At 60.2% G+C, this 20,642-nt stretch carries 18 protein-coding genes; 4 read left to right on the top strand and 14 right to left on the bottom strand.

Annotated elements, in window-relative coordinates; translation table 11 throughout:
* Nucleotides 1–118: 118 nt before the first annotated feature.
* From PSH88_RS01795 to PSH88_RS01775, 5 genes are all read right to left on the bottom strand, one after another.
* Entirely contained in the window at nt 119–1,144 is a 1,026-nt protein-coding gene (locus tag PSH88_RS01795; RefSeq protein ID WP_305424664.1) for a putative 2-aminoethylphosphonate ABC transporter substrate-binding protein, read from the bottom strand.
* A 32-nt stretch (nt 1,145–1,176) separates the two neighbouring features.
* Entirely contained in the window at nt 1,177–2,901 is a 1,725-nt protein-coding gene (locus tag PSH88_RS01790; RefSeq protein ID WP_305424663.1) for a putative 2-aminoethylphosphonate ABC transporter permease subunit, read from the bottom strand.
* Nucleotides 2,901–3,977: a putative 2-aminoethylphosphonate ABC transporter ATP-binding protein gene (locus PSH88_RS01785; protein WP_305424662.1), complete on the bottom strand. Its 1,077-nt coding sequence runs from the start codon at nt 3,975–3,977 to the stop codon at nt 2,901–2,903. The genes PSH88_RS01790 and PSH88_RS01785 overlap by 1 nt, the downstream gene beginning before the upstream one ends.
* A 251-nt stretch (nt 3,978–4,228) precedes the next feature.
* Nucleotides 4,229–5,092: a LysR family transcriptional regulator gene (locus PSH88_RS01780; RefSeq protein ID WP_305424661.1), complete on the bottom strand. Its 864-nt coding sequence runs from the start codon at nt 5,090–5,092 to the stop codon at nt 4,229–4,231.
* Nucleotides 5,093–5,108: 16 nt separating this feature from the next.
* On the bottom strand, nt 5,109–7,379 hold the full coding sequence (locus PSH88_RS01775; protein ID WP_305424660.1) for a heavy metal translocating P-type ATPase: 2,271 nt from the start codon (nt 7,377–7,379) through the stop codon (nt 5,109–5,111).
* Nucleotides 7,380–7,463: 84 nt separating this feature from the next.
* Between PSH88_RS01775 and cadR the strand changes: the two genes are divergently transcribed.
* Complete coding sequence (gene cadR, locus PSH88_RS01770; RefSeq protein WP_007897786.1) at nt 7,464–7,913, top strand: Cd(II)/Pb(II)-responsive transcriptional regulator; 450 nt, start codon at nt 7,464–7,466, stop codon at nt 7,911–7,913.
* Nucleotides 7,914–8,034: 121 nt separating this feature from the next.
* Here cadR and PSH88_RS01765 read toward each other — a convergent pair whose 3' ends face one another.
* From PSH88_RS01765 to PSH88_RS01755, 3 genes are all read right to left on the bottom strand, one after another.
* Nucleotides 8,035–9,006, bottom strand: coding sequence for a thymidylate synthase (locus PSH88_RS01765; protein WP_305424659.1), 972 nt, complete (start codon nt 9,004–9,006; stop codon nt 8,035–8,037).
* A gap of 64 nt (nt 9,007–9,070) precedes the next feature.
* Complete coding sequence (gene lgt, locus PSH88_RS01760; protein WP_305424658.1) at nt 9,071–9,877, bottom strand: prolipoprotein diacylglyceryl transferase; 807 nt, start codon at nt 9,875–9,877, stop codon at nt 9,071–9,073.
* Nucleotides 9,878–9,959: 82 nt separating this feature from the next.
* Nucleotides 9,960–10,742, bottom strand: coding sequence for a sulfite exporter TauE/SafE family protein (locus tag PSH88_RS01755; protein WP_305424657.1), 783 nt, complete (start codon nt 10,740–10,742; stop codon nt 9,960–9,962).
* Between the two features lie 134 nt (nt 10,743–10,876).
* Here PSH88_RS01755 and PSH88_RS01750 point away from each other — a divergent pair, with 134 nt between their 5' ends.
* Nucleotides 10,877–11,623 carry an NRDE family protein gene (locus PSH88_RS01750; protein ID WP_305424656.1) on the top strand — a complete coding sequence of 249 codons (747 nt, stop codon included), beginning with the start codon at nt 10,877–10,879 and terminating at the stop codon, nt 11,621–11,623.
* Between the two features lie 127 nt (nt 11,624–11,750).
* Here PSH88_RS01750 and ptsP read toward each other — a convergent pair whose 3' ends face one another.
* Nucleotides 11,751–14,030 (bottom strand): phosphoenolpyruvate--protein phosphotransferase, encoded by a 2,280-nt coding sequence (gene ptsP / locus PSH88_RS01745; RefSeq protein WP_305424655.1) that lies wholly within the window; start codon nt 14,028–14,030, stop codon nt 11,751–11,753.
* A gap of 22 nt (nt 14,031–14,052) precedes the next feature.
* A complete protein-coding gene (locus PSH88_RS01740) occupies nt 14,053–14,532 on the bottom strand; it encodes an RNA pyrophosphohydrolase (protein WP_007897732.1) in 480 nt (159 codons plus the stop codon).
* Nucleotides 14,533–14,676: 144 nt separating this feature from the next.
* Between PSH88_RS01740 and PSH88_RS01735 the strand changes: the two genes are divergently transcribed.
* Entirely contained in the window at nt 14,677–15,333 is a 657-nt protein-coding gene (locus PSH88_RS01735; protein WP_305424654.1) for a histidinol-phosphatase, read from the top strand.
* 121 nt (nt 15,334–15,454) lie between these two features.
* Here PSH88_RS01735 and PSH88_RS01730 read toward each other — a convergent pair whose 3' ends face one another.
* A complete protein-coding gene (locus PSH88_RS01730; RefSeq protein WP_305424653.1) occupies nt 15,455–15,883 on the bottom strand; it encodes a DUF2269 domain-containing protein in 429 nt (142 codons plus the stop codon).
* Nucleotides 15,884–15,922: 39 nt separating this feature from the next.
* A complete protein-coding gene (gene ilvA, locus PSH88_RS01725) occupies nt 15,923–17,437 on the bottom strand; it encodes a threonine ammonia-lyase, biosynthetic (RefSeq protein ID WP_305424652.1) in 1,515 nt (504 codons plus the stop codon).
* Nucleotides 17,438–17,753: 316 nt separating this feature from the next.
* Between ilvA and rpiA the strand changes: the two genes are divergently transcribed.
* Entirely contained in the window at nt 17,754–18,428 is a 675-nt protein-coding gene (gene rpiA / locus PSH88_RS01720) for a ribose-5-phosphate isomerase RpiA (RefSeq protein WP_305424651.1), read from the top strand.
* 128 nt (nt 18,429–18,556) lie between these two features.
* Here rpiA and PSH88_RS01715 read toward each other — a convergent pair whose 3' ends face one another.
* A complete protein-coding gene (locus PSH88_RS01715; protein WP_305483457.1) occupies nt 18,557–19,474 on the bottom strand; it encodes an SdiA-regulated domain-containing protein in 918 nt (305 codons plus the stop codon).
* A gap of 120 nt (nt 19,475–19,594) precedes the next feature.
* The gene (locus PSH88_RS01710) at nt 19,595–20,524 is read right to left on the bottom strand and encodes an SdiA-regulated domain-containing protein (protein ID WP_305424650.1); all 930 of its coding nucleotides are present in this window, start codon (nt 20,522–20,524) and stop codon (nt 19,595–19,597) included.
* Nucleotides 20,525–20,642: the final 118 nt, after the last annotated feature.

Below are 20,642 nucleotides of genomic sequence, written 5' to 3'. Positions count from 1 at the left end.
TTGTCCCTGAATTTGAGACCGCTATCGCGGGCAAGCCCGCTCCCACAGGTTTTGTGAACGCCACAGACCCTGTGGGAGCGGGCTTGCCCGCGATGGGGCCCTGTCAGCCTACGAAGATTTACTTGGCAGCCACTTTCTCGGACTTACCGTCATAGCGCTTGCGCCACTCGGTCAGGATCTGGTCGCGATTCTTCGACGCCCAGGCAAAGTCGTTCTTGATCAAACGCTGCTCGTAGTCGGCCGGCAGTTCAGTCTGCGGCTTGGCGATACCCGGTTGCGCGAGCACTGCGAAGTTCTCTTTATAGAGCTCCATCGCCGCCGGGCTCGCGGAGAAGTCAGCCAGCTTCTTCGCCGCGTCTTCGTGCGGTGTGCCTTTGATCACGGCGGTGGCTTCGATCTCCCAGCCCAGGCCTTCTTTCGGCAGGATGATGTCCAGCGGCGCACCCTGGCGCTTCAACTGAACGGCCGGGTATTCGAAGGAAATACCGATCGGGAATTCGCCGGCGGCGGCGAGTTTGCATGGCTTGGAACCGGAGTGAACGTACTGGCCGATGTTCTGGTGCAAGTCGTCCATGTACTGCCAGCCCTGCTTCTCGCCGAAGGTTTGCAGCCAGGCGCTGACGTCGAGGAAACCGGTGCCGGACGAGGCCGGATTGGGCATGACGATCTTGCCTTTGTACTCAGGCTTGGTCAGGTCCTGCCAGCTCACGGGTTTGCTCAAACCCTGCTTTTCGGCCTCGACGGTGTTGAAGCAAATGGTCGCCGCCCAGACGTCCATGCCTACCCAGGCTGGCGGGTTAGCGGCGTCGCGATAGTTGCCGCCGATCTTGCCGAGGTCCTTTGGTGCATAGCTTTGCAGCATGCCTTGCTGATCGAGGATCGCCAGGCTCGACGCTGCCAGCCCCCAAACTGCGTCAGCTTGCGGACGGGCTTTTTCGGCCAGGAGCTTGGCGGTGATGATGCCGGTGGAATCGCGCACCCATTTGATCTCGACATCCGGGTTGGCCTTTTCAAAGGCCTCTTTGTAGGTCTTCAGTTGTTCGGCTTCGAGGGCGGTGTACACCGTCAACTCGGTTTTTGCCGCGTAAGCGTTCAGGCTGAAAGCGGTGAGGACAGCAGCGGCCAGGGCCAAAGGCTTGAACATGGTGCAATTCCTGTGTGAGTTGAAGGTGTGAATCAAAGACCGGGCGCGGTCTGCCGCCAGGCCTGGGAGCGACGCAACAAACCGCGCGAGGCCCAGGCCAGCAGCAGGGACACGCCCGCCGAGGTGAACAGAATCAGGGTCGACATCGCCGCCGCGCCGCCGACGTTGCCGGCGTCGTCCATGTTCAGCACCGCCACCGCCGCGAGGATGGTGTCGGGGCTGTAGAGGAAGATCGCCGCCGAGACGGTGGTCATGGCCGAGACGAACAGGTAGCGCACGATGTCCAGCAACGCCGGCAGGCAGATCGGCACGGTGACCCGCAGGTAGTGCCGGTACAGCGGCGCCTTGAGCGACAGCGCGGCAGCTTCGAACTCGGCATCGAGTTGGCGCAGCGCGGTGGTGGCGGTCATTTGCGCAGTGGTCAAATAGTGAGCAATGGTGCAGACCACCAGCAGGGTCATGGTCCCGTAGAGCACATGCAACGGGTTGCCGCTGAGGTTGAAGAAGAAGACGTAACCCAGCCCCAGCACCAGACCCGGCACCGCCATCGGGACGAAACTGAGCATGCGCAGTGTCAGATTCAATCCGCGCTGGCCCTTGGTTTTTTCCATCAGGTAAGCACCGGTGAAGATCAGCACGCTGCCGATCAACGCCGTACACAACGCCATCTTCACGCTGTTGCCGTAGGCCAGCCAGCCGCCGCCCGCCGTGTCGTTGAACTGGTAATGGTTGAGCGACAGCGACAGGTTGTACGGCCAGAATTTCACCAGCGACGAGTACACCGCCATGCCGAACACCAGCAGCAATGCCGCGCAGATCAACAGCACGATGGCCAGGTAGCAGCCGTCCCGCAGTTTTGACGCCGCCGGTTGAAAGACCTGCGCCCGACCGCTCATGGAGTCGCCGTGACGCCGACGCAGCCAGGCATCAACGCCGAAGCTGAACAGCGCCGGCAGCAGCAAGACCATGCCGATCAGCGCACCGCGACCGAATTGTTGCTGGCCGACCACGGCTTTGTAAGCTTCCAGCGCCAGCACTTGGTAGTCGCCACCGACCACCACGGGCACGCCGAAGTCGGTGATGGTCAAGGTGAACACCAGACAGAACGCCGCGAACACTGCCTGACGGGTCGCCGGCCAGGTGATGCTACGAAAGGCTTTCGCCGGGCTGGCGCCCATGCTTGAAGCAGCATCGAACAGTCGCGCGTCCGCCAGGGACAACGCTGACAGCAAAATCATCAAGGCGTGTGGGAAGGTGTAGATGACCTCGCCCAGAACAATGCCCCAGAAGCCGTAGATATTGTCCGAGAGCAAACCGCGCAACATGCCCTGATTGCCGAACAGGTAAACCAAAGCGATCCCCGGCAGCATCGACGGCGCCATTAGTGGCAATAGCGACATGCCGCGCCAAATGCCTTTACCGGGAATCAGCGTACGTTGCAGAGCGTAGGCAAACAGATAAGCCAACGGTACGACAATGGCCGCGACGCTGAGAGAGACTTTCAGGCTGTTGCCCAGCAGCCAGTGGAAATTGGCGCTGGTCAGCAGTTCGCGAGCGGCGATCAGACCGCCACCCTGTCCAGCTTCGGAGCTGAAACCACGCCAGAAAATCGCCAGCAATGGCATCAACACCGCGACGCCGAGCAATCCCAGCAGCAGGATTTTGCCGCCGACTACGAACAGCCGGTCGCCGATCTCGGCACGGGAGGTCTGCCGAACCTGCTTGTGCGGTATCGGCAGCGCGACGTTCGCGCTCATCAGGCAAACACCTGCAGGCTGCGCGGCGGCAAGGCGACCATGATCTGTTGGGCACCGAGACGCGGCATGGCTTCCGGTGCCAATTCCGCCAGTAGCGCATGGCCCGGCAGTTGATCGAGTTCGAAGCTCATGCGGCAGCGGTTGCCGAGAAAGGTGATCTCGCGAACCTTCGCCGGGAACAGGTTTTCTTCATGCACCGACGGGTTGACGTTGATGGCCTCGGGGCGGCAGAACAAACGGCCCGAGGCGGTTTTAGCGCTGCCTTCGGCCAGGCGCATGTTCATCCCGCCAACCTGGGCATGACTGTCGCTGCTCCGGTGGAATGGCAGCCAGTTACCCTGACCGACGAACTCCGCCACAAAGGGTGTGGCCGGGCGGTCGTAGATTTCCTGCGGCGTGGCGTACTGCTCGACCTTGCCGTTGTTCATCACGGCGATGCGGTCGGCCATCAGCATGGCTTCGTCCTGATTGTGGGTAACCATCAGGGTGGTGATGCCGAGATTGCGCTGCAATTGGCGTAACTCGGTGCACAGATGCTCGCGGACCCGGGCGTCGAGCGCCGACATCGGTTCGTCCAACAGCAACAAGGACGGTGCCGGCGCCAAGGCTCGAGCCAGTGCGACACGTTGCTGCTGACCGCCGGATAACTGGCCAGGGTATTTTTTCTCACTGCCGATCAGGCCGACCAGTTCCAGCATCTGACCGACGCGCTGGCGCACTTCATCGCGACCACTGCCGGCGAGGCCGTAGGCGATGTTCGCCTCGACGCTAAGATTGGGGAACAGCGCGTAGGACTGGAAGAGAATGCCGTAGTCCCGTGCCTGAGGTGCCAGGTGGGAAACTTCGCGATCGCCGAGGTACAACTCGCCACTGTCTTGTTTCTCAAGGCCGGCGATGCAGCGCAGCAAGGTGGTTTTGCCACAGCCCGACGGCCCCAACAGGCACACCAGTTCACCGGCCGCCACGTCGAGGGAAACGTTATCCAGCGCGGTGAACGCGCCGAAGCGTTTCTGCACGCCGCGCACTTTCATCGGCGCGCCGGGGTTGGTCAGGGCAGTTGCGATCGAGTGGTTCATGGGCAGGCCTCATCAAGCAGATGAGGGCCATCCTAGGTTTGCAATGCGTCGGTCATGTGGCAGTGAGGCAAAAACGGCCGATAGTGGTATTCGGGGATTTGGGTTGAAGTCATGCTGTGACTGAACTGACGCCATCGCGGGCAAGCCCGCTCCCACAAGGACAGGTTGTGCTACTCAGATTATGTTCACACCACGGAAACACTGTGGGAGCGGGCTTGCCCGCGATGAGGCCAGTACAGGCAATGGAGATTTCAGGCCGGAGCCATTTCCTGCGCTAACCCCAGAAACGCCGCCGGCAGCCGCGCACCTTTTCGCTCCTTGAGGCAGTACAGATATTCAGGAATCTGCGGCGCATTCTCGATGGTCAGCACCCGCAATTGCGGATCGTGAGGCACTTCCTGCCGAGCAATGATGCTGATACCAATGTTGCGCAATACCGCCTCTCGAATCGACTCACGGCTACCAATCTCCAGCAACGGTCCAAAACTCACCCCCGCGCTGGCCAGCAATTCTTCGGTCAAACGCCGGGTGGTCGAGCCTGATTCACGCATCAACAAGGTGTGCCCCGCCAATGCACTGAGCGGTACATGATCATGCACCGCCAGCGGATGATGGCGGTGCACCGCCAGCACCAGCGGATCGCTGCCGAGCACCCGGCGAATCAGCCGCGCATCGTCCAGTAACTGTGAAGATGCGGCGACATCGACCCGATAATCCTCCAGCGCTTCGAGCACCTGTTGAGAATTGCCAATTTCCACCGACACCTCCACCTGCGGCAAACGTTCGCGAAAGGTCTTCACCAGATCGAGAATGTAATACGGCGCCGTGGCAGCGATGCGCAACGTGCCCTGGACCTGACCACTGTTGCGCAGGAAAAACTCGATGTCGGCTTCCTGCTGCAACAGCGCCTTGACCATCGGCAGCAACCGCGCGCCTTCGTCGCTGACGCTGAGGCGGCGACCGCCACGATAGAACAGTTCAACCGAGTACTGGCTTTCCAGATGCCGAATCTGGGTCGTCACCGTCGGCTGGCTCAGGCCGAGCTTTTTCGCCGCCAGGGTAATGCTGCCCAACCGGGCAACCATGTAAAACGCCTTCAGCTCGGCACTCAGCACACCCTTTCCTCATCGCTTATTTACGCAACAGGCGCAAACCATTGAACACCACCAACAGGCTCACGCCCATGTCGGCGAACACCGCCATCCACATGGTGGCGATCCCGGCGAAGGTTACCCCAAGAAAGATCGCTTTGATGACCAATGCCAGGGCGATGTTCTGTTTGAGGATATTGGAGGTCTGCCGCGACAGGCTGATGAAGGCCGGGATCTTGCGCAGATCGTCGTCCATCAGGGCGACATCGGCGGTTTCGATGGCGGTGTCGGTCCCGGCGGCCGCCATGGCAAAACCGATCTCGGCCCGCGCCAGTGCCGGGGCGTCATTAATGCCGTCGCCGACCATCCCGACCCGATGGCCTTGGGCATACAGCGCTTCGATGGCTTGCAGCTTCTCGGTTGGCAACAGATCGCCCTGTGCCTGATCGATGCCCACGTGGGCGGCGATGACTTGGGCAGTGTGAACGTTGTCGCCGGTCAGCATCAGGGTTTTGATGCCCAGCTCATGTAACTGCCGGATCGCTTCGCGGCTGGACGCTTTCACGGTGTCCGCGACGGCAAACAGCGCCAAGGGACCCGACTTGTCGAGCAACAGCACCACCGACTTGCCCTGTTTTTCCAGAGCAAACAGTTTCTCTTCCAGCGCTGGAGAACACAGGCCCAAATCTTCCACCAAGCGGTGGTTGCCCAAGTGGTAGAGCTCACCGTTAATCTCGCCGCGCACACCGCGACCGGCCAGGGCTTCGAAGTTATCCACAGTCAGTGGTGCGCGTTGGTTATCCACAACTGCCGCATTGGCGATAGCCAGCGACACCGGATGATCCGAGCGACCAGCCAGTGCCGCCGCAATGGCCGGAGCTATTCCATCAGCGGTTGGGTCGAGGGACAAATAATCGGTCTGCACCGGTTTGCCGTGAGTGAGGGTGCCGGTCTTGTCGAGGGCCAGGTAATCGAGTTTGTGGCCGTGCTCCAGATAGACGCCGCCCTTGATCAAGATCCCTTTGCGCGCCGCTGCCGCGAGGCCGCTGACAATGGTCACCGGGGTGGAAATCACCAACGCGCACGGGCAGGCGACTACCAGCAGCACCAGCGCCCGGTAGATCCAGTCGAACCACAGCGCATCCATGAACAGCGGCGGGATCACTGCCACGGCCAGGGCCAGGATGAACACCGCCGGGGTGTAGATTTTCGAGAAGGCGTCGACGAAACGCTGGGTCGGAGCGCGTGCCCCCTGAGCCTGTTCCACAGCGTGGATAATCCGCGCCAGGGTCGAATTGTTCGCCGCCGCGGTTACCGTGTATTCCAACGAACCAGACTGGTTGATGGTGCCGGCGAACACTTTGTCGCCGATGGTTTTCTCCACCGGCAGGCTTTCACCGGTGATCGGCGCCTGATCGATGGTCGAGTTGCCGGACAGCACTTCGCCGTCCAGACCGATCCGCTCGCCGGGACGCACCCGCACCCGCGCACCCAGTTCGATGTTTTTAACCGGTTGGGCGACCCAGCTGCCGTCGGCCTGCTGCACCGTGGCCTGCTCGGGGGCCATCTGCATCAGCCCGCCGATGGCGTTGCGCGCCCGGTCCAGAGACCTGGCTTCGATCAACTCGGCCACGGTGAACAGAAACATCACCATCGCCGCTTCCGGCCATTGGCCGATCAGGATCGCGCCGGTCACTGCGATGCTCATCAGCGCGTTGATGTTCAGGTTGAGGTTTTTCAGGGCGATCCAGCCCTTTTTGTAAGTGCTGAGGCCACCGCTGAGGATCGAGATCAGCGCGATAACTGCCACCACCCAGTTTGGTGCCGCATCGGTGAAGTGGATAAACTCGGCGGCCAGCGCGCCGACGCCGGACAGCGCCAGCGGCCACCAGGGCTTTTTCGCAGGTACAGGGCTCGACGCTGGCGCTTCAACGCCCTGCTCCATCGGCTCGGCGTGCATGCCGAGGGACTTGATTGCGTCGATGATCGGCATGGTGCTTGGCAGGTCATGGGTCACGCCCAGCACCCGATTGATCAGGTTGAATTCCAGTTGCTGCACACCCGAAAGCTTCCCGAGTTTGTTCTGGATCAGCGTCTGCTCGGTCGGGCAGTCCATTGCCTCGATGCGAAAGCTGCTCAGCCGCGCACCGGCGGTCGGCGTCTCGCTCAACTTGATCAGCGACGGCGCTGCTGCTTTGGAGGAACAGCAGGAATCCCCGTGGCCGTCATGGCTGTGCTTCTGCACAGGCTGCAGCTTGTGGCTGTGATCGTGCCCGGCCTCGGGTTTGTGGGTGTGAAGAGAATCGCTCATTGGTCGCGTCCATGAAGGTGCCTGTTGCCAAGTAAAGACCCTGTAGCCACTATAGGGTCAAGCACCCTTTTGGAGATTGTCGCGATGAAAATAGGAGAGCTGGCGAAACTCACCGACTGCGCCGTGGAAACCATCCGTTACTACGAGCGCGAAAACCTGCTGCCGGAGCCGGCCCGCAGCGACGGCAATTACCGCGTCTACACCCAGGCCCACGCCGAGCGCCTGACCTTCATCCGCAACTGCCGCACGCTGGACATGACCCTCGAGGAAATCCGCAGCCTGCTGGCCCTGCGCGACAGCCCGCAGGATCAATGCGAAAACGTCAACGCGCTGATCGACGAACACATCCACCATGTGAAGGCGCGTATCGATGGTTTGCTGGCCTTGCAGACACAACTGCTCGACCTGCGCCAACGCTGCAGCGAAGGGCCGGATATCGATCAATGCGGGATTTTGCAGCGGTTGGAAGTGAGTGGCGGGGTTGTGGCGACGGAGGTTGAGCATTCCCATGTCGGGAGAAGTCATGGGCATTAGCAACACCACAAAACCTTGTGGGAGCGGGCTTGCCCGCGATAGCGGTTTGTCAGTCACATCAATGTTGGATGTGACGCCGTCATCGCGGGCAAGCCCGCTCCCACAGGTTTAGTGGCGAGCTTTAGACCGCCATCGGCGCGGTCATCGGCGCGTGGTGCTCATAGCCTTCCAGCGAGAAGTCACTCGGTTCGATCAACTCCAGCCACTCCGGCTGATAAACACCGGTCTTGGCAAACTCCGGCACCCGGTCGCTAATCACCAGTTTCGGCATCGGGAACGGCTCGCGCTTGAGCTGTTCGTTGAGCATGTCCAGGTGGTTCTCGTAGACGTGGGCATCGCCGATGAAATAGGTGAACCAGCGCGGTGTGTAACCGGTCAGGCGACCGATCAGGCTGAGCAGCGCGGCGCCTTCGGTGAGGTTGAACGGCGTGCCCAGGCCCAGGTCGTTGGAGCGGATGTAGAGGGTCAAAGAGATCTCTTTGGTCTCGACATTCGGGTGGAACTGGTACAGCAAGTGGCACGGCGGCAGGGCCATTTCGTCGAGCTGGGCGACGTTCCAGCCGTGGAACAGGATGCGACGGCTGCCTGGATCCTTGATGATGGTGTCGACGCACTGGCGGATCTGGTCGATCGCCTTGTACAGCACCACATAAGCCTCGCCGTCTTCTTCGCCTTCGGCAATCTGACGATAACCCTGGCTCAGGGTCTGCTCGATGGCGGCCTGATTGCTGACCGGGATCTGCTTGTACGCCGGCCATTTGCGCCATTGCACGCCGTAGATCTCGCCGAGGTCGTCTTCGCCCTGACGGAACGGGTTGGCCAGCCACTGGGCGTTTTCGTTGGCGTTCTGGTCCCAGACCTTGCAGCCCAGCGCACGGAATTCGGCGGCGTTGTTCACCCCGCGCAGAAAACCGCACATCTCGCCGATGGCCGATTTGAAGGCCATCTTGCGGGTGGTGATTGCCGGAAAACCTTCCTGCAGATCGAAGCGCAGCATCGCGCCCGGAAAGCTGATGGTGTTCACGCCGGTGCGGTTGGCCTGTTTGGTGCCGTTCTTGATGACGTGGGCGACCAATTCGAGATATTGCTTCATGAATTACCTGTGTCCTTGAACCCGGGGCCAAAACCCCGGGGTTCGAATTTATAGCGCCTGCGCTTTATACAGCCGCCGCGGGGGCCGCCGGGGCGCGTCGATAAGCCAGCCAGATCAGGAACAGCCCGCCGACAATCATCGGTACGCACAACACTTGGCCCATGGTCAGCCAGTTCCAGGCCAGATAACCCAGTTGCGCATCCGGCACGCGAACGAATTCGACGATGAAGCGGAAGATGCCATAGAACAGCGCGAACATCCCGGACACCGCCATGGTCGGCCGCGGCTTGCGCGAGAACAGCCAGAGGATCGCGAACAGCGCCAGGCCTTCCAGCGCGAACTGGTACAGCTGCGAAGGATGACGCGCCAGTTGCGCCGGATCGGTCGGGAAAACCATCGCCCACGGCACGTCGGTCGCCTTGCCCCACAACTCGGCGTTGATGAAGTTGCCAATGCGCCCGGCACCCAGGCCAATCGGCACCATCGGCGCGACGAAGTCCATCAGCTGGAAGAACGACTTGTCGTTCTTTTTACCGAACCACAGCGCCGCCAGCATCACACCGATAAACCCGCCGTGGAACGACATGCCGCCCTTCCACACTTCGAAGATCAGAGTCGGGTTGGCCAGATAGGCGTTCAGATCGTAAAACAGCACATAACCCAAGCGGCCGCCGACGATGACACCCATCGACATCCAGAACACCATGTCGGAGAGTTTCTCCTTGGTCCAGGTCGGGTCGAAGCGATTCAGCCGGCGTGACGCCAGCCACCACGCACCGCCGATGCCGATCAGGTACATCAGGCCGTACCAGTGGATTTTCAGCGGACCGATGGCCAGGGCCACCGGGTCGATCTGCGGGTAAGGCAGCATTGCGACTCCTCGTTAGAGTTGAAACCTTCAAATTCCCGGGCGACGCTGTCACGCCAGGATTAAGCCAGGATTGCGCTACGCGTCAGAGCAAGAAGCTCAAGCCGACGCAAAACAGCAAAGCGGCAAACAATCTTTTCAGCAAGCGCGGCGACAGCGTGTGGGCCAGTCGCGCACCGAGGCGGGCGAAAACCATGCTGGTCAGGGCAATCCCCAGCAGCGCCGGCAAATAAACAAAACCGAGACTATGGGCCGGCAGCAGTGGATCGTGCCACCCCAAAATCATGAAACTTAATGCACTGGCCAAGGCGATTGGCAGGCCACAGGCCGACGAAGTGGCCACCGCCTGCTGCATCGGTACGCTGCGCCAGGTCAGGAACGGCACGGTCAACGAACCGCCGCCAATCCCGAAAATCGCCGAGGCCCAGCCAATGACACTACCAGCCACGGTCAGACCGACTTTTCCCGGTACCGTTCGGCTGGCCTTGGGCTTGAAGTCCAAAGCGAGTTGAACGGCAATGATCAGCGCAAATACACCAATGATCTTCTGCAAATTCGGCCCGGAAATCGCTTCGGCAGTCAGCGCGCCGAAACCGGCACCGAGCAGAATGCCAAGGGTCATCCAGGCAAAAATCGGCCAACGCACAGCGCCACGGCTATGGTGCTCGCGAACCGAATTGATCGACGTAAAGATGATCGTCGCCAGGGAGGTGCCGACGGCCAGATGCGTCAAAATCGATGCATCGAACCCCTGCAAGGTGAAACTGAACACCAGCACCGGGACGATAATGATCCCGCCACCCACCCCGAACAGCCCGGCCAGCACGCCGGCACAGGCGCCCAGCGCCAGATAAAGCAGAAATTCCATGTCCGCATCCCCAGTCATCCCAAAACAGGAGCGGCATGGTAACGGATGCATGGCCTCGGGCTCCACTGCGGATGGCGATGGATCGATGAGCGATGTCTGCGTAGAGTGAGCAAAAAACACACAAGGACCACCTTATGTGCCTGATTGTTTTTGCCTGGCGGCCGGGTCATGCCCAGCCGCTGATCGTGGCGGCCAACCGCGACGAATTCTATGCCCGACCCAGCCTGCCCCTGACGCAATGGCCGCAAGCCCCGCACGTGTATGCCGGTCGCGACCTTGAAGCTGGCGGTACGTGGCTCGGTGTCGGCGCCAACGGGCGTTTCGCCGCGCTGACCAACATCCGTGATCCCCTTCAACCGCCAGCGCCCAAGTCGCGAGGTGAACTGGTGGCGCAGTTTCTCAGCGGGAACATGTCGATTGACGAATATTTAAAGGACATTGTCGGACGTTCGCCTCAATATGCCGGATTTAATCTGTTGGTCGGCAATACCCACGAGCTTTGGCACTTCAATGCCCGGGAGACCGAGGCGGTCATGCTCCAACCGGGCATTTATGGGTTATCGAACGCGGGGCTGGATACACCGTGGCCAAAAGTGCTCAAGGCCAAGGCAGCATTGAGCGAGGTGTTGGGCGATCCGCAGCCGCAGGCGTTATTGGCCTTGCTGAGCGACCCGCAGACGGCGCCGCTTGCCGAGTTGCCGGACACGGGTGTGGGACAGGCTACCGAGACGTTGTTGTCGAGTGTGTTTATCAAGAGCCAGGCTTATGGGACACGGGCGAGCACGGCGTTGATTGTTCAGGCGGACGGGGTGCGGCATATGGTCGAAAGGAGTTTCGGGCCGTATGGAGGGCATCTTGGGGAAGTAGAGATTTTGGTTTAGGCGGCGCCTGGCCTGACGTCATCGCGGGCAAGCCCGCTCCCACAAGGTTCTGCTGTGTGGCATAGACAGCATTCACACCAGAGATCCCTGTGGGAGCGGGCTTGCCCGCGATGGGGCCATTGAATGTTTAAAGGGTCTTGACCGAAGCCGGATTAATCATCCGCGCCAACCCAAGGTTCTTCAGCGCCAGTTGCAGCGAGCTGTGGATAACTTGCGGGTTGTCGATGGTCATCAGTTCCGCCAGCAATTCCTTGGCCTTGCTCAGGTTGATCTGACGCAGCATCCACTTCACTTTCGGCAAGTTGGTGGCGTTCATCGACAAGCTGTCGAAACCCATCGCCATCAACAACACCGCCGCCGCCGGGTCACCGGCCATTTCACCGCAGATACTCACGGGCTTGCCTTCTGCATGGGCATCGCGCACCACGCTCTGCAACGCCTGCAACACCGCCGGGTGCAGGTAGTCGTAGAGATCGGCCACCCGCGGGTTGTTGCGGTCCACGGCCAGCAGGTACTGGGTCAGGTCGTTGGAGCCGACCGACAGGAAGTCCACTTGTCGGGCAAGCTCCTTGGTCTGATACACCGCCGCCGGAATCTCGATCATCACGCCAATCGGCGGCATCGGCACGTCGCAGCCTTCGTCGCGGACTTCGCCCCAGGCTCGGTGAATCAGGTGCAGGGCTTCTTCCAGCTCGTGGGTGCCGGAGATCATCGGCAGCAGAATCCGCAGGTTGTTCAAGCCTTCGCTGGCCTTGAGCATGGCGCGGGTCTGCACCAGGAAAATTTCCGGGTGGTCGAGCGTGACGCGAATACCGCGCCAGCCGAGAAACGGGTTGTCTTCCTTGATCGGGAAGTACGACAGCGACTTGTCGCCGCCGATGTCCAGACTGCGCATGGTCACTGGCTGCGGGTGGAACGCGGCGAGTTGCTCGCGATAGATCGCCAGCTGCTCTTTTTCACTCGGGAAGCGCTGGTTGATCATGAACGGCACTTCGGTGCGGTACAGACCCACGCCTTCGGCACCGCGCTTCTGCGCCCGCGCCACGTCCGCCAGCAAGCCGGTGTTGACCCACAGCGGCATGCGATGACCATCGACCGTTACGCACGGCAGGTCCCGCAATGCGTCCAGCCCCAGGGCCAGTTGCTTCTCTTCCTCGACCACATCGGCGAACTGCTTGCGCAGCACGTCACTCGGGTTGGTATAGACCTCACCGTGGTAGCCGTCGACGATCATCTGGATGCCGTCGACCTTGGAGTACGGCAAGTCGACCAGGCCCATCACCGTCGGGATACCCATGGCACGCGCCAGGATCGCCACGTGGGAGTTGCCGGAACCGAGTACCGATACCAGACCCACCAGCTTGCCTTCCGGCACCTCGCCGAGCATTGCCGGCGTCAGTTCTTCGCTGACCAGAATGGTGTTGTCGGGGTAGACCAGCGTCTGCTGCCGCTCTTCCTGCAGATAAGCCAGCAAGCGCCGACCGAGGTCTTTGACGTCCGAGGCGCGCTCACGCAGGTAGGCGTCGTCCATCAATTCGAAACGGTTGACGTGTTCAGTGACCACCTGACGCAATGCGCCCTGCGCCCACTGACCGGTCTTGATCACCGTGGTGATTTCGCTGCCGAGCGAGGCATCGTCGAGCATCATCAGGTAAACGTCGAACAGCGCCCGCTCTTCAGGCCGCAGCTGGGTCGCCAGCTTGGCGGACAAGGCACGCATGTCGGCGCGTACGCCTTCGATGGCGGTCTTGAACAGGCCAAGTTCCGCGTTGATGTCGGTGATGGTCTTGTCCGGCACCACGTCCAGATCGGCCGGCGGCAGCATGACGACCGCGGTTCCGACCGCCGCGCCCGGCGAACCCGGTACACCGACGAACTTTGCTTCCTGGATACCTTTGCCCTGACGGCCCAGCCCACGGATCGAACCGGTGGCCTCGGCGTGGGCGATAACGCCGGCAAGTTGCGCGCTCATGGTCACGAGGAAGGCTTCTTCACCTTCATCGAACTGGCGGCGTTCTTTTTGCTGAATGACCAACACGCCGACAACGCGACGGTGGTGAATGATCGGCGCCCCGAGGAACGAAGCGTAGCGTTCTTCACCGGTCTCGGCGAAGTAACGGTAGCGCGGGTGATCCGCGGCGTTTTCGAGGTTCAGGGGTTCTTCACGCGTGCCGACCAGGCCGACCAGACCTTCGTTGGGTGCCATGCTGACCTTGCCGATCGAGCGCTTGTTCAAGCCCTCGGTGGCCATCAGCACGAAGCGGTTGGTCTCTGGGTCAAGCAGGTAGACCGAGCAGACCTGGCTGCCCATGGCCTCTTTGACGCGCAACACAATAATCCCCAACGCCGCCTTGAGATCCTTGGCGGAGTTAACTTCCTGGACGATCTTGCGCAGCGTATTGAGCATGGCTCGGGGTCGAACTCCGTCGTCAGTCGCGCGCTAAAAGGCGCGGGGCAAGCTCTTTGAGAGCGCGGCGATAAACCTCGCGCTTGAATGTCACCACCTGGCCCAACGGATACCAATAACTGACCCAGCGCCAGCCATCGAATTCCGGTTTACCGGTCAAATCCATCCGCACCCGCTGCTCGTTGGAGATCAGGCGCAGGAGAAACCATTTCTGCTTCTGGCCGATGCACAGCGGTTGGCTGTGCGTCCTGACCAAACGTTGCGGCAAACGATAACGCAACCAGCCCCGGGTGCAGGCGAGAATTTCAACATCTTCGCGCTCCAGGCCCACTTCTTCGTTCAACTCGCGGTACAAGGCGTCTTCTGGCGTCTCCTGGGGGTTGATCCCTCCCTGTGGAAACTGCCAGGCATCTTGATTGATTCGGCGAGCCCATAGCACCTGGCCGGCATCATTCGTCAGAATGATCCCGACATTGGGGCGGAAACCATCGGGGTCGATCACGGCAACAACCTCGCAAACGCATGTCGCCGCATTGTTCCACAAAGGTTGTGAAAGCAGCAACGAGCCGACCTACCTTATGTGCACTCTTGTGAAAAGTCCGTATTCTTGAAACCTTTCTACAGACTTTTTCAGCGAGTAACTGCAATGCGGCTGGCTTTATTCGACTTGGACAACACGCTTCTGGGCGGTGACAGTGACCACGCCTGGGGCGACTATCTGTGCGAACGCGGTTTTCTCGACGCCGTCGCCTACAAGGCACGCAACGACGAGTTCTATCAGGATTACCTGGCCGGCAAGCTGGATAACGACGCGTACCTGAACTTCTGCCTTGAAGTGCTTGGCCGCACCGAGATGGCCACGCTGGATGAATGGCACCTGGACTACATGCGCGACTGCATCGAGCCGATCGTGCTGCCCAAGGGCCTCGAACTGTTGGCCAAACACCGTGACGCCGGCGACAAGCTGGTGATCATCACCGCCACCAACCGCTTTGTGACCGGGCCGATTGCAGCACGTTTAGGCGTGGAGACCCTGATCGCCACCGAATGCGAAATGATCGGCGGCCGGTACAGTGGGCGCAGCACTGATGTCCCGTGCTTTCGTGAAGGCAAGGTGACCCGGTTGAACCGTTGGCTGGAGGAGACTGGCCACAATCTGCAAGACAGCTATTTCTACAGCGACTCGATGAATGACCTGGCGTTGCTGGAGCAGGTGGCGAATCCGATTGCTGTTGATCCGGATCCTAATCTGCGGGCCGAGGCTGAGAAGCGGGGCTGGCCGGTGATTTCGTTGCGCGATTGAGATCGCCATCGCGGGCAAGCCCGCTCCCACAGGGATCTCTGCTGTAAATGCTATCTATGTCACACAGCAAAACCTTGTGGGAGCGGGCTTGCCCGCGATTGGGTCAACTCGGCCTGAAGCCTTAAACCGGCTTGGCCCCCATCAACCCCGCAATGGCGATAAAGCAGACAAAGCTGAACAACGCCAACGCAAACGTAAACTTCCCATTTCCCCCAGCGGGCGCCTTGCGCAGCCGATTGAGCCGCACCAGCAGCCAGAACCAGCCCAGCGCCGCCACGGTGTAGAGCACACTGGAAGCCAGCAACCAGGTCTGCCCCAGCGGCCAGCCCACCAGATGCACCATCCACCAGCCGGTGAACGGCATGCTCAGCAATGCCAGGCCCATCACTAGCCAGATGAACACCAGCGGTCGCTGCAAGGTACGGGTGTGAGCCGTCGCGTCGCCGTTACGGCGCGTGCGCCAGACCCAGATCGCCAGCCCCAGCGCGCTCATCAACAGCAACACCGTCGCCACGCCATGAGCGATTTTGAGGGCGGTTAACGTTTCCATTGTTCGATTTCCTTATGACTTGCTCGTCAGCGTAGCCGCTCAGCCGAGAAACAGCTGATAAGCCGGATTGTCGCTTTCGTCCCAGTATGGGTAGCCGATTTCTTCCAGCGCGGCCGGTACCAGATGACGCTCGTCGTGCGGCACTTGCAGGCCCGCGACCACACGGCCATCGGCCGCGCCGTGGTTGCGGTAGTGGAACATCGAAATGTTCCAGCGCCCGCCGAGCTTGTTGAGGAAGTTGAACAACGCACCCGGACGCTCCGGGAACTCGAAGCGCAGCACCACTTCATCGACCACATGGACAGCACGCCCGCCGACCATGTGGCGGATGTGTAACTTGGCCAGTTCGTTGTCGGTCAGGTCGAGTACCGGGAAACCCTGCTCGGTGAGACTGGCGAGCAGCGCACTGCGCGGGTCGTTTTCCGGGTGCGTCTGCACGCCGACAAAGATGTGCGCTTCGCTGCCGGTGTTGTAGCGGTAATTGAATTCGGTGATCTGGCGCTTGCCGATGGCTTCGCAGAACGCCTTGAAGCTGCCCGGTTTCTCGGGAATGGTCACGGCGATGATGGCTTCGCGGCCCTCGCCCAGTTCGGCACGCTCGGCGACATGACGCAGGCGGTCGAAGTTGACGTTGGCACCGGAATCGATGGCCACGAAAGTATGCCCCGTAACACCGCGTTGCTCGACATACTTCTTGATCCCGGCCACGCCCAAGGCGCCGGCAGGTTCAGTGATCGAGCGGGTATCGTCGTAGATATCCTTGATTGCCGCACAGATCTCGTCAGTGCTGACCGTGATGACCTCGTCAACGTAGTCTTTGCAGATATCGAAGGTATGCTGACCGATTTGCGCCACCGCGACGCCGTCGGCAAACAGCCCCACGGTCGGCAACACCACGCGCTCGCCAGCCGCCATGGCGGCTTGCAGGCAGTTGGAGTCATCCGGTTCGACGCCGATGATTTTGATGTCCGGGCGCAGGTATTTCACATACGCCGCGATGCCGGCGATCAGGCCGCCGCCGCCCACTGGAACGAAAATCGCATCCAGACGCCCCGGGTGCTGGCGCAGAATCTCCATGGCCACCGTGCCCTGCCCGGCAATGGTGTGGGGGTCATCGTAAGGGTGAATGTAGACGTAGCCTTTTTCGTCGACCAGTTTCAGCGAGTAGGCCAGGGCTTCCGGGAACGAATCCCCGTGCAGCACCACTTTTCCGCCACGCGAACGCACACCTTCGACCTTGATCTCGGGGGTGGTCTTGGGCATCACGATGGTCGCCTTCACGCCCAATACCTTGGCCGCCAGGGCCAGGCCTTGCGCATGATTGCCCGCCGACGCGGTGACCACGCCGCGAGCACGTTCTTCATCGCTCAATTGCGTCAACTTGTTGTAGGCGCCACGAATCTTGAACGAGAACACCGGCTGCAAGTCTTCACGCTTGAGCCAGATTTCATTACCCAGCCGCTCGGAGAGCTGGCGGGCAGTCTGCAATGGGGTTTCTACGGCAACGTCATAAACGCGCGAGGTGAGGATCTTTTTGACGTACTGTTCGAGCATCGGAAAGCATCACTGAGCGGGTTGGGCAGGGCCAAGGAGTCTAACCCGGCTTTTGGGCGGGCGACCATACGAATCAAGAGGTTTTAGGTTCACCAGGGAGGATCATGACATTTGTAGGAGCGAGGCTTGCCCGCGAAGAGGTCTTAACATCCAACATAAATGTTGGCGGTTAGATCGCTTTCGCGGGCAAACCTCGCTCTACAGGTACAGGAATCGTGCGATGTGCGCATTTGACCCGCCAATCGGGCAATGACCTTCCCCATCGCGAAGCCTATAATGCCGGCCTTTCGTCCCCTTTCGGCACTTCGGAGCCCGCATGACCCAGGATCAACTCAAACAGGCCGTAGCCCAGGCCGCCGTCGACTTCATCCTCCCGAAACTCGACGACAAGAGCATCGTCGGGGTCGGCACCGGCTCCACCGCCAACTGCTTCATCGATGCCCTGGCCAAGCACAAAGGCGCGTTCGATGGCGCGGTCGCCAGTTCCGAAGCCACCGCCGCCCGCCTCAAGGGCCATGGCATTCCGGTGTATGAGCTCAATACTGTCAGCAACCTTGAGTTCTACGTCGACGGCGCCGATGAAAGTGACGAGCACCTGCACCTGATCAAGGGCGGCGGCGCGGCCCTGACCCGCGAGAAGATTGTTGCGGCCGTGGCCAAGACTTTCATCTGCATCGCCGACGCCAGCAAACTGGTGCCGGTCCTCGGTGCCTTCCCGCTGCCGGTGGAAGTGATCCCGATGGCCCGCAGCCACGTGGCCCGCGAACTGGTGAAGCTCGGCGGTGACCCGGTTTACCGTGAAGGCGTTCTGACCGACAACGGCAACATCATTCTCGACGTATTCAACATGCAGATCACCAACCCGGTGGAGTTGGAAACACAGATCAATGCCATCGTCGGCGTGGTCACCAACGGTTTGTTCGCAGCCCGCCCGGCTGATCTTCTGCTGCTGGGGACGAGTGAAGGCGTGAAAACCCTGCGCGCCCAATAAATCAGACACACAGATAAACCTGTGGGAGCGGGTTTGCCCGCGATGAGGCCGTCCCATTCAACATCATTGTTGAAGGACAGACCGCTATCGCGGGCAAGCCCGCTCCCACAGTGTTTTTGGGGTGCTTGTTAGTTTTGCGGTGGTTTTTTGAAGACGTAGAAAAGATTCGGCTCGCTGACGAGGTACAGGGTGCCGTCGTCGTCCATGGCGATGCCTTCTGCTTGCGGCACAGTTTTCTGCAATCCCTGACGCCCCTTGCTCAGTGACATTGTGGTCAGCGGTCGCCCATCGACATCCAGCTCCAGAATCAGTCGCGACTCATCGGACAGCGCCAGCAAATGGCCGCTGCGTTCGTCGTACTGCAGGCTCGACAGGTCTCGCACGAACATTCCGGCATCACGTTTGGGGTTGTTCACCACATGCACCGCGTACGACTTCTCCGGGTTGTAATGCGGAAAGCCCTGCACTTCGTAAATCAGCATCGGATCGCGTTCCTTGGCGACAAACAAGCGCTTGCCCACCGAGTCATAGGCCAACCCTTCAAACCCCTTGTTGCCACTCATGTGCACACCGAGGGTCATCTGTTCGGCGTCCGCTGCATCGAGGAACGTCGTATCTTTCTCCAGATGAATCTTGATCAGCCGCTGCTGACGCTCGTCAGTGATCACGTAAGTGTCAGCGCTGATGAATTCCACCGCCTCCGGGTCGCCAAACCCGACCAGCGCCACACGCCGCAGGATTTTGCCCTCCAGGGACAATTCGATCAGTTCGGCATTTTTGTTGGTGACGGTGAACAGGCTTTTTCGCACGGGATCGAAGGTCAGCGCCGAAACATCATCGTCCAGACCGTCAATGACTCGCGCCTCGATCGCTACCTGATACTGATCCAGGCCAATGGACTGAGCATTCATCGGCTGCCAGAGCGCCTGCACATTGAACCAGGTGCGCTCGAACAGACGCAGATATTGGCCGATGGCAACCAGCACAATCAGCGCAATTACCGACAAGATCAGCATCAAGGGTTTGGGACGGGCAAGTCGGCGCATTCAGGCGAGCTCGGAAACAAGACGGGAGGATGAAATACCACGGCTGCATGAATTCAAGCTTAATGGCCAGTGGCCTTCGACCACAATGACCGAACTCGCAGGAGCTGCCGAAGGCTGCTCCTACCGTTGTTTTTCAAAGCGATAGAACAGGTTCGGCTCACTCACTATGTACAGCGTGCCTGCTTCGTCCATGGTCACGCCTTCGGCACGGGGAATGGTTTTTTTCAGACCATTGAAACCACCCAGCAGAGTCATGAAGCTGACCTGCTCGCCTTTCTCATCCAATTCCAGCAACAAGTGAGAATCGGCGGACAGCACCAGGGTATGACCGGTGCGTGAATCGATGGCCAGGGCCGACAGGTTGCGAATATCCAGTTCGTCGCTGGACAGCTTTTGCTTGTCGCCCTTGAGGATTTGGCTACCGTCGCTTTTCCAGCTGAACAGCGCCGGTGGACGCTCTTCACCCAGCAACAGTTGCTGGTTGCGCGCATCCCAGACGACCGCCTCGAAGGCCTTATTCTGGTTTTTCGACGGGCCCAGGTCGTATTTCGGGAAACTGGCGATATTCAATTCGCGAGTATCGGCGTCGACCTTGACGATGGAAAGCAGGTGTTTGCGCTCATCGGTAATCGCCAGCAAACCGTTGCCCATGACCGCCACCGCTTCCGGGTTGCCCCAACCCACCAGCGGCATCTTGCGCAACACGTCGCCCTGCAATGTCAGCTCGACCAGGAACGGGTTCTTGCCCATCACCGCAAACAGGGTTTTGGTCTGCGGGTCATAAGATACGTCTGACGCTTCATCCTTCTCCATGCCCGGCAGCAACTTGGCGTCGATCACCGCCCGGTAATCCGGCAGCCAGATACTGTCTTTTCGCTCGGCCGGGCTTTCGAAACGCTCCATCACCCAGAGCACGCCGCGATCATCCCAATGCATCGTAAACACGAGGCCATACACAGCAGCAGCCACCAGCAAAAGCCAGGAATACCAACGCATGACAAAGCGCGAGCGGCGGGCAGTTTTCAGCTTGGGCAGCGGTTGGGTGGTCATGCAGGGATGCGTTCCAGAAATTCAGGCTATGGGTAATAGCACAATTGGGACTGGGTCAGACGCCAGAAGCCTCGGAATTATCCGGACAAAATGTGAAAAAAACGGGAAATGGCGGGAT

The organism is Pseudomonas wuhanensis (assembly GCF_030687395.1).
Lineage (GTDB): Bacteria > Pseudomonadota > Gammaproteobacteria > Pseudomonadales > Pseudomonadaceae > Aquipseudomonas > Aquipseudomonas wuhanensis.
This window is presented reverse-complemented; position numbering and strand designations above follow the sequence as displayed.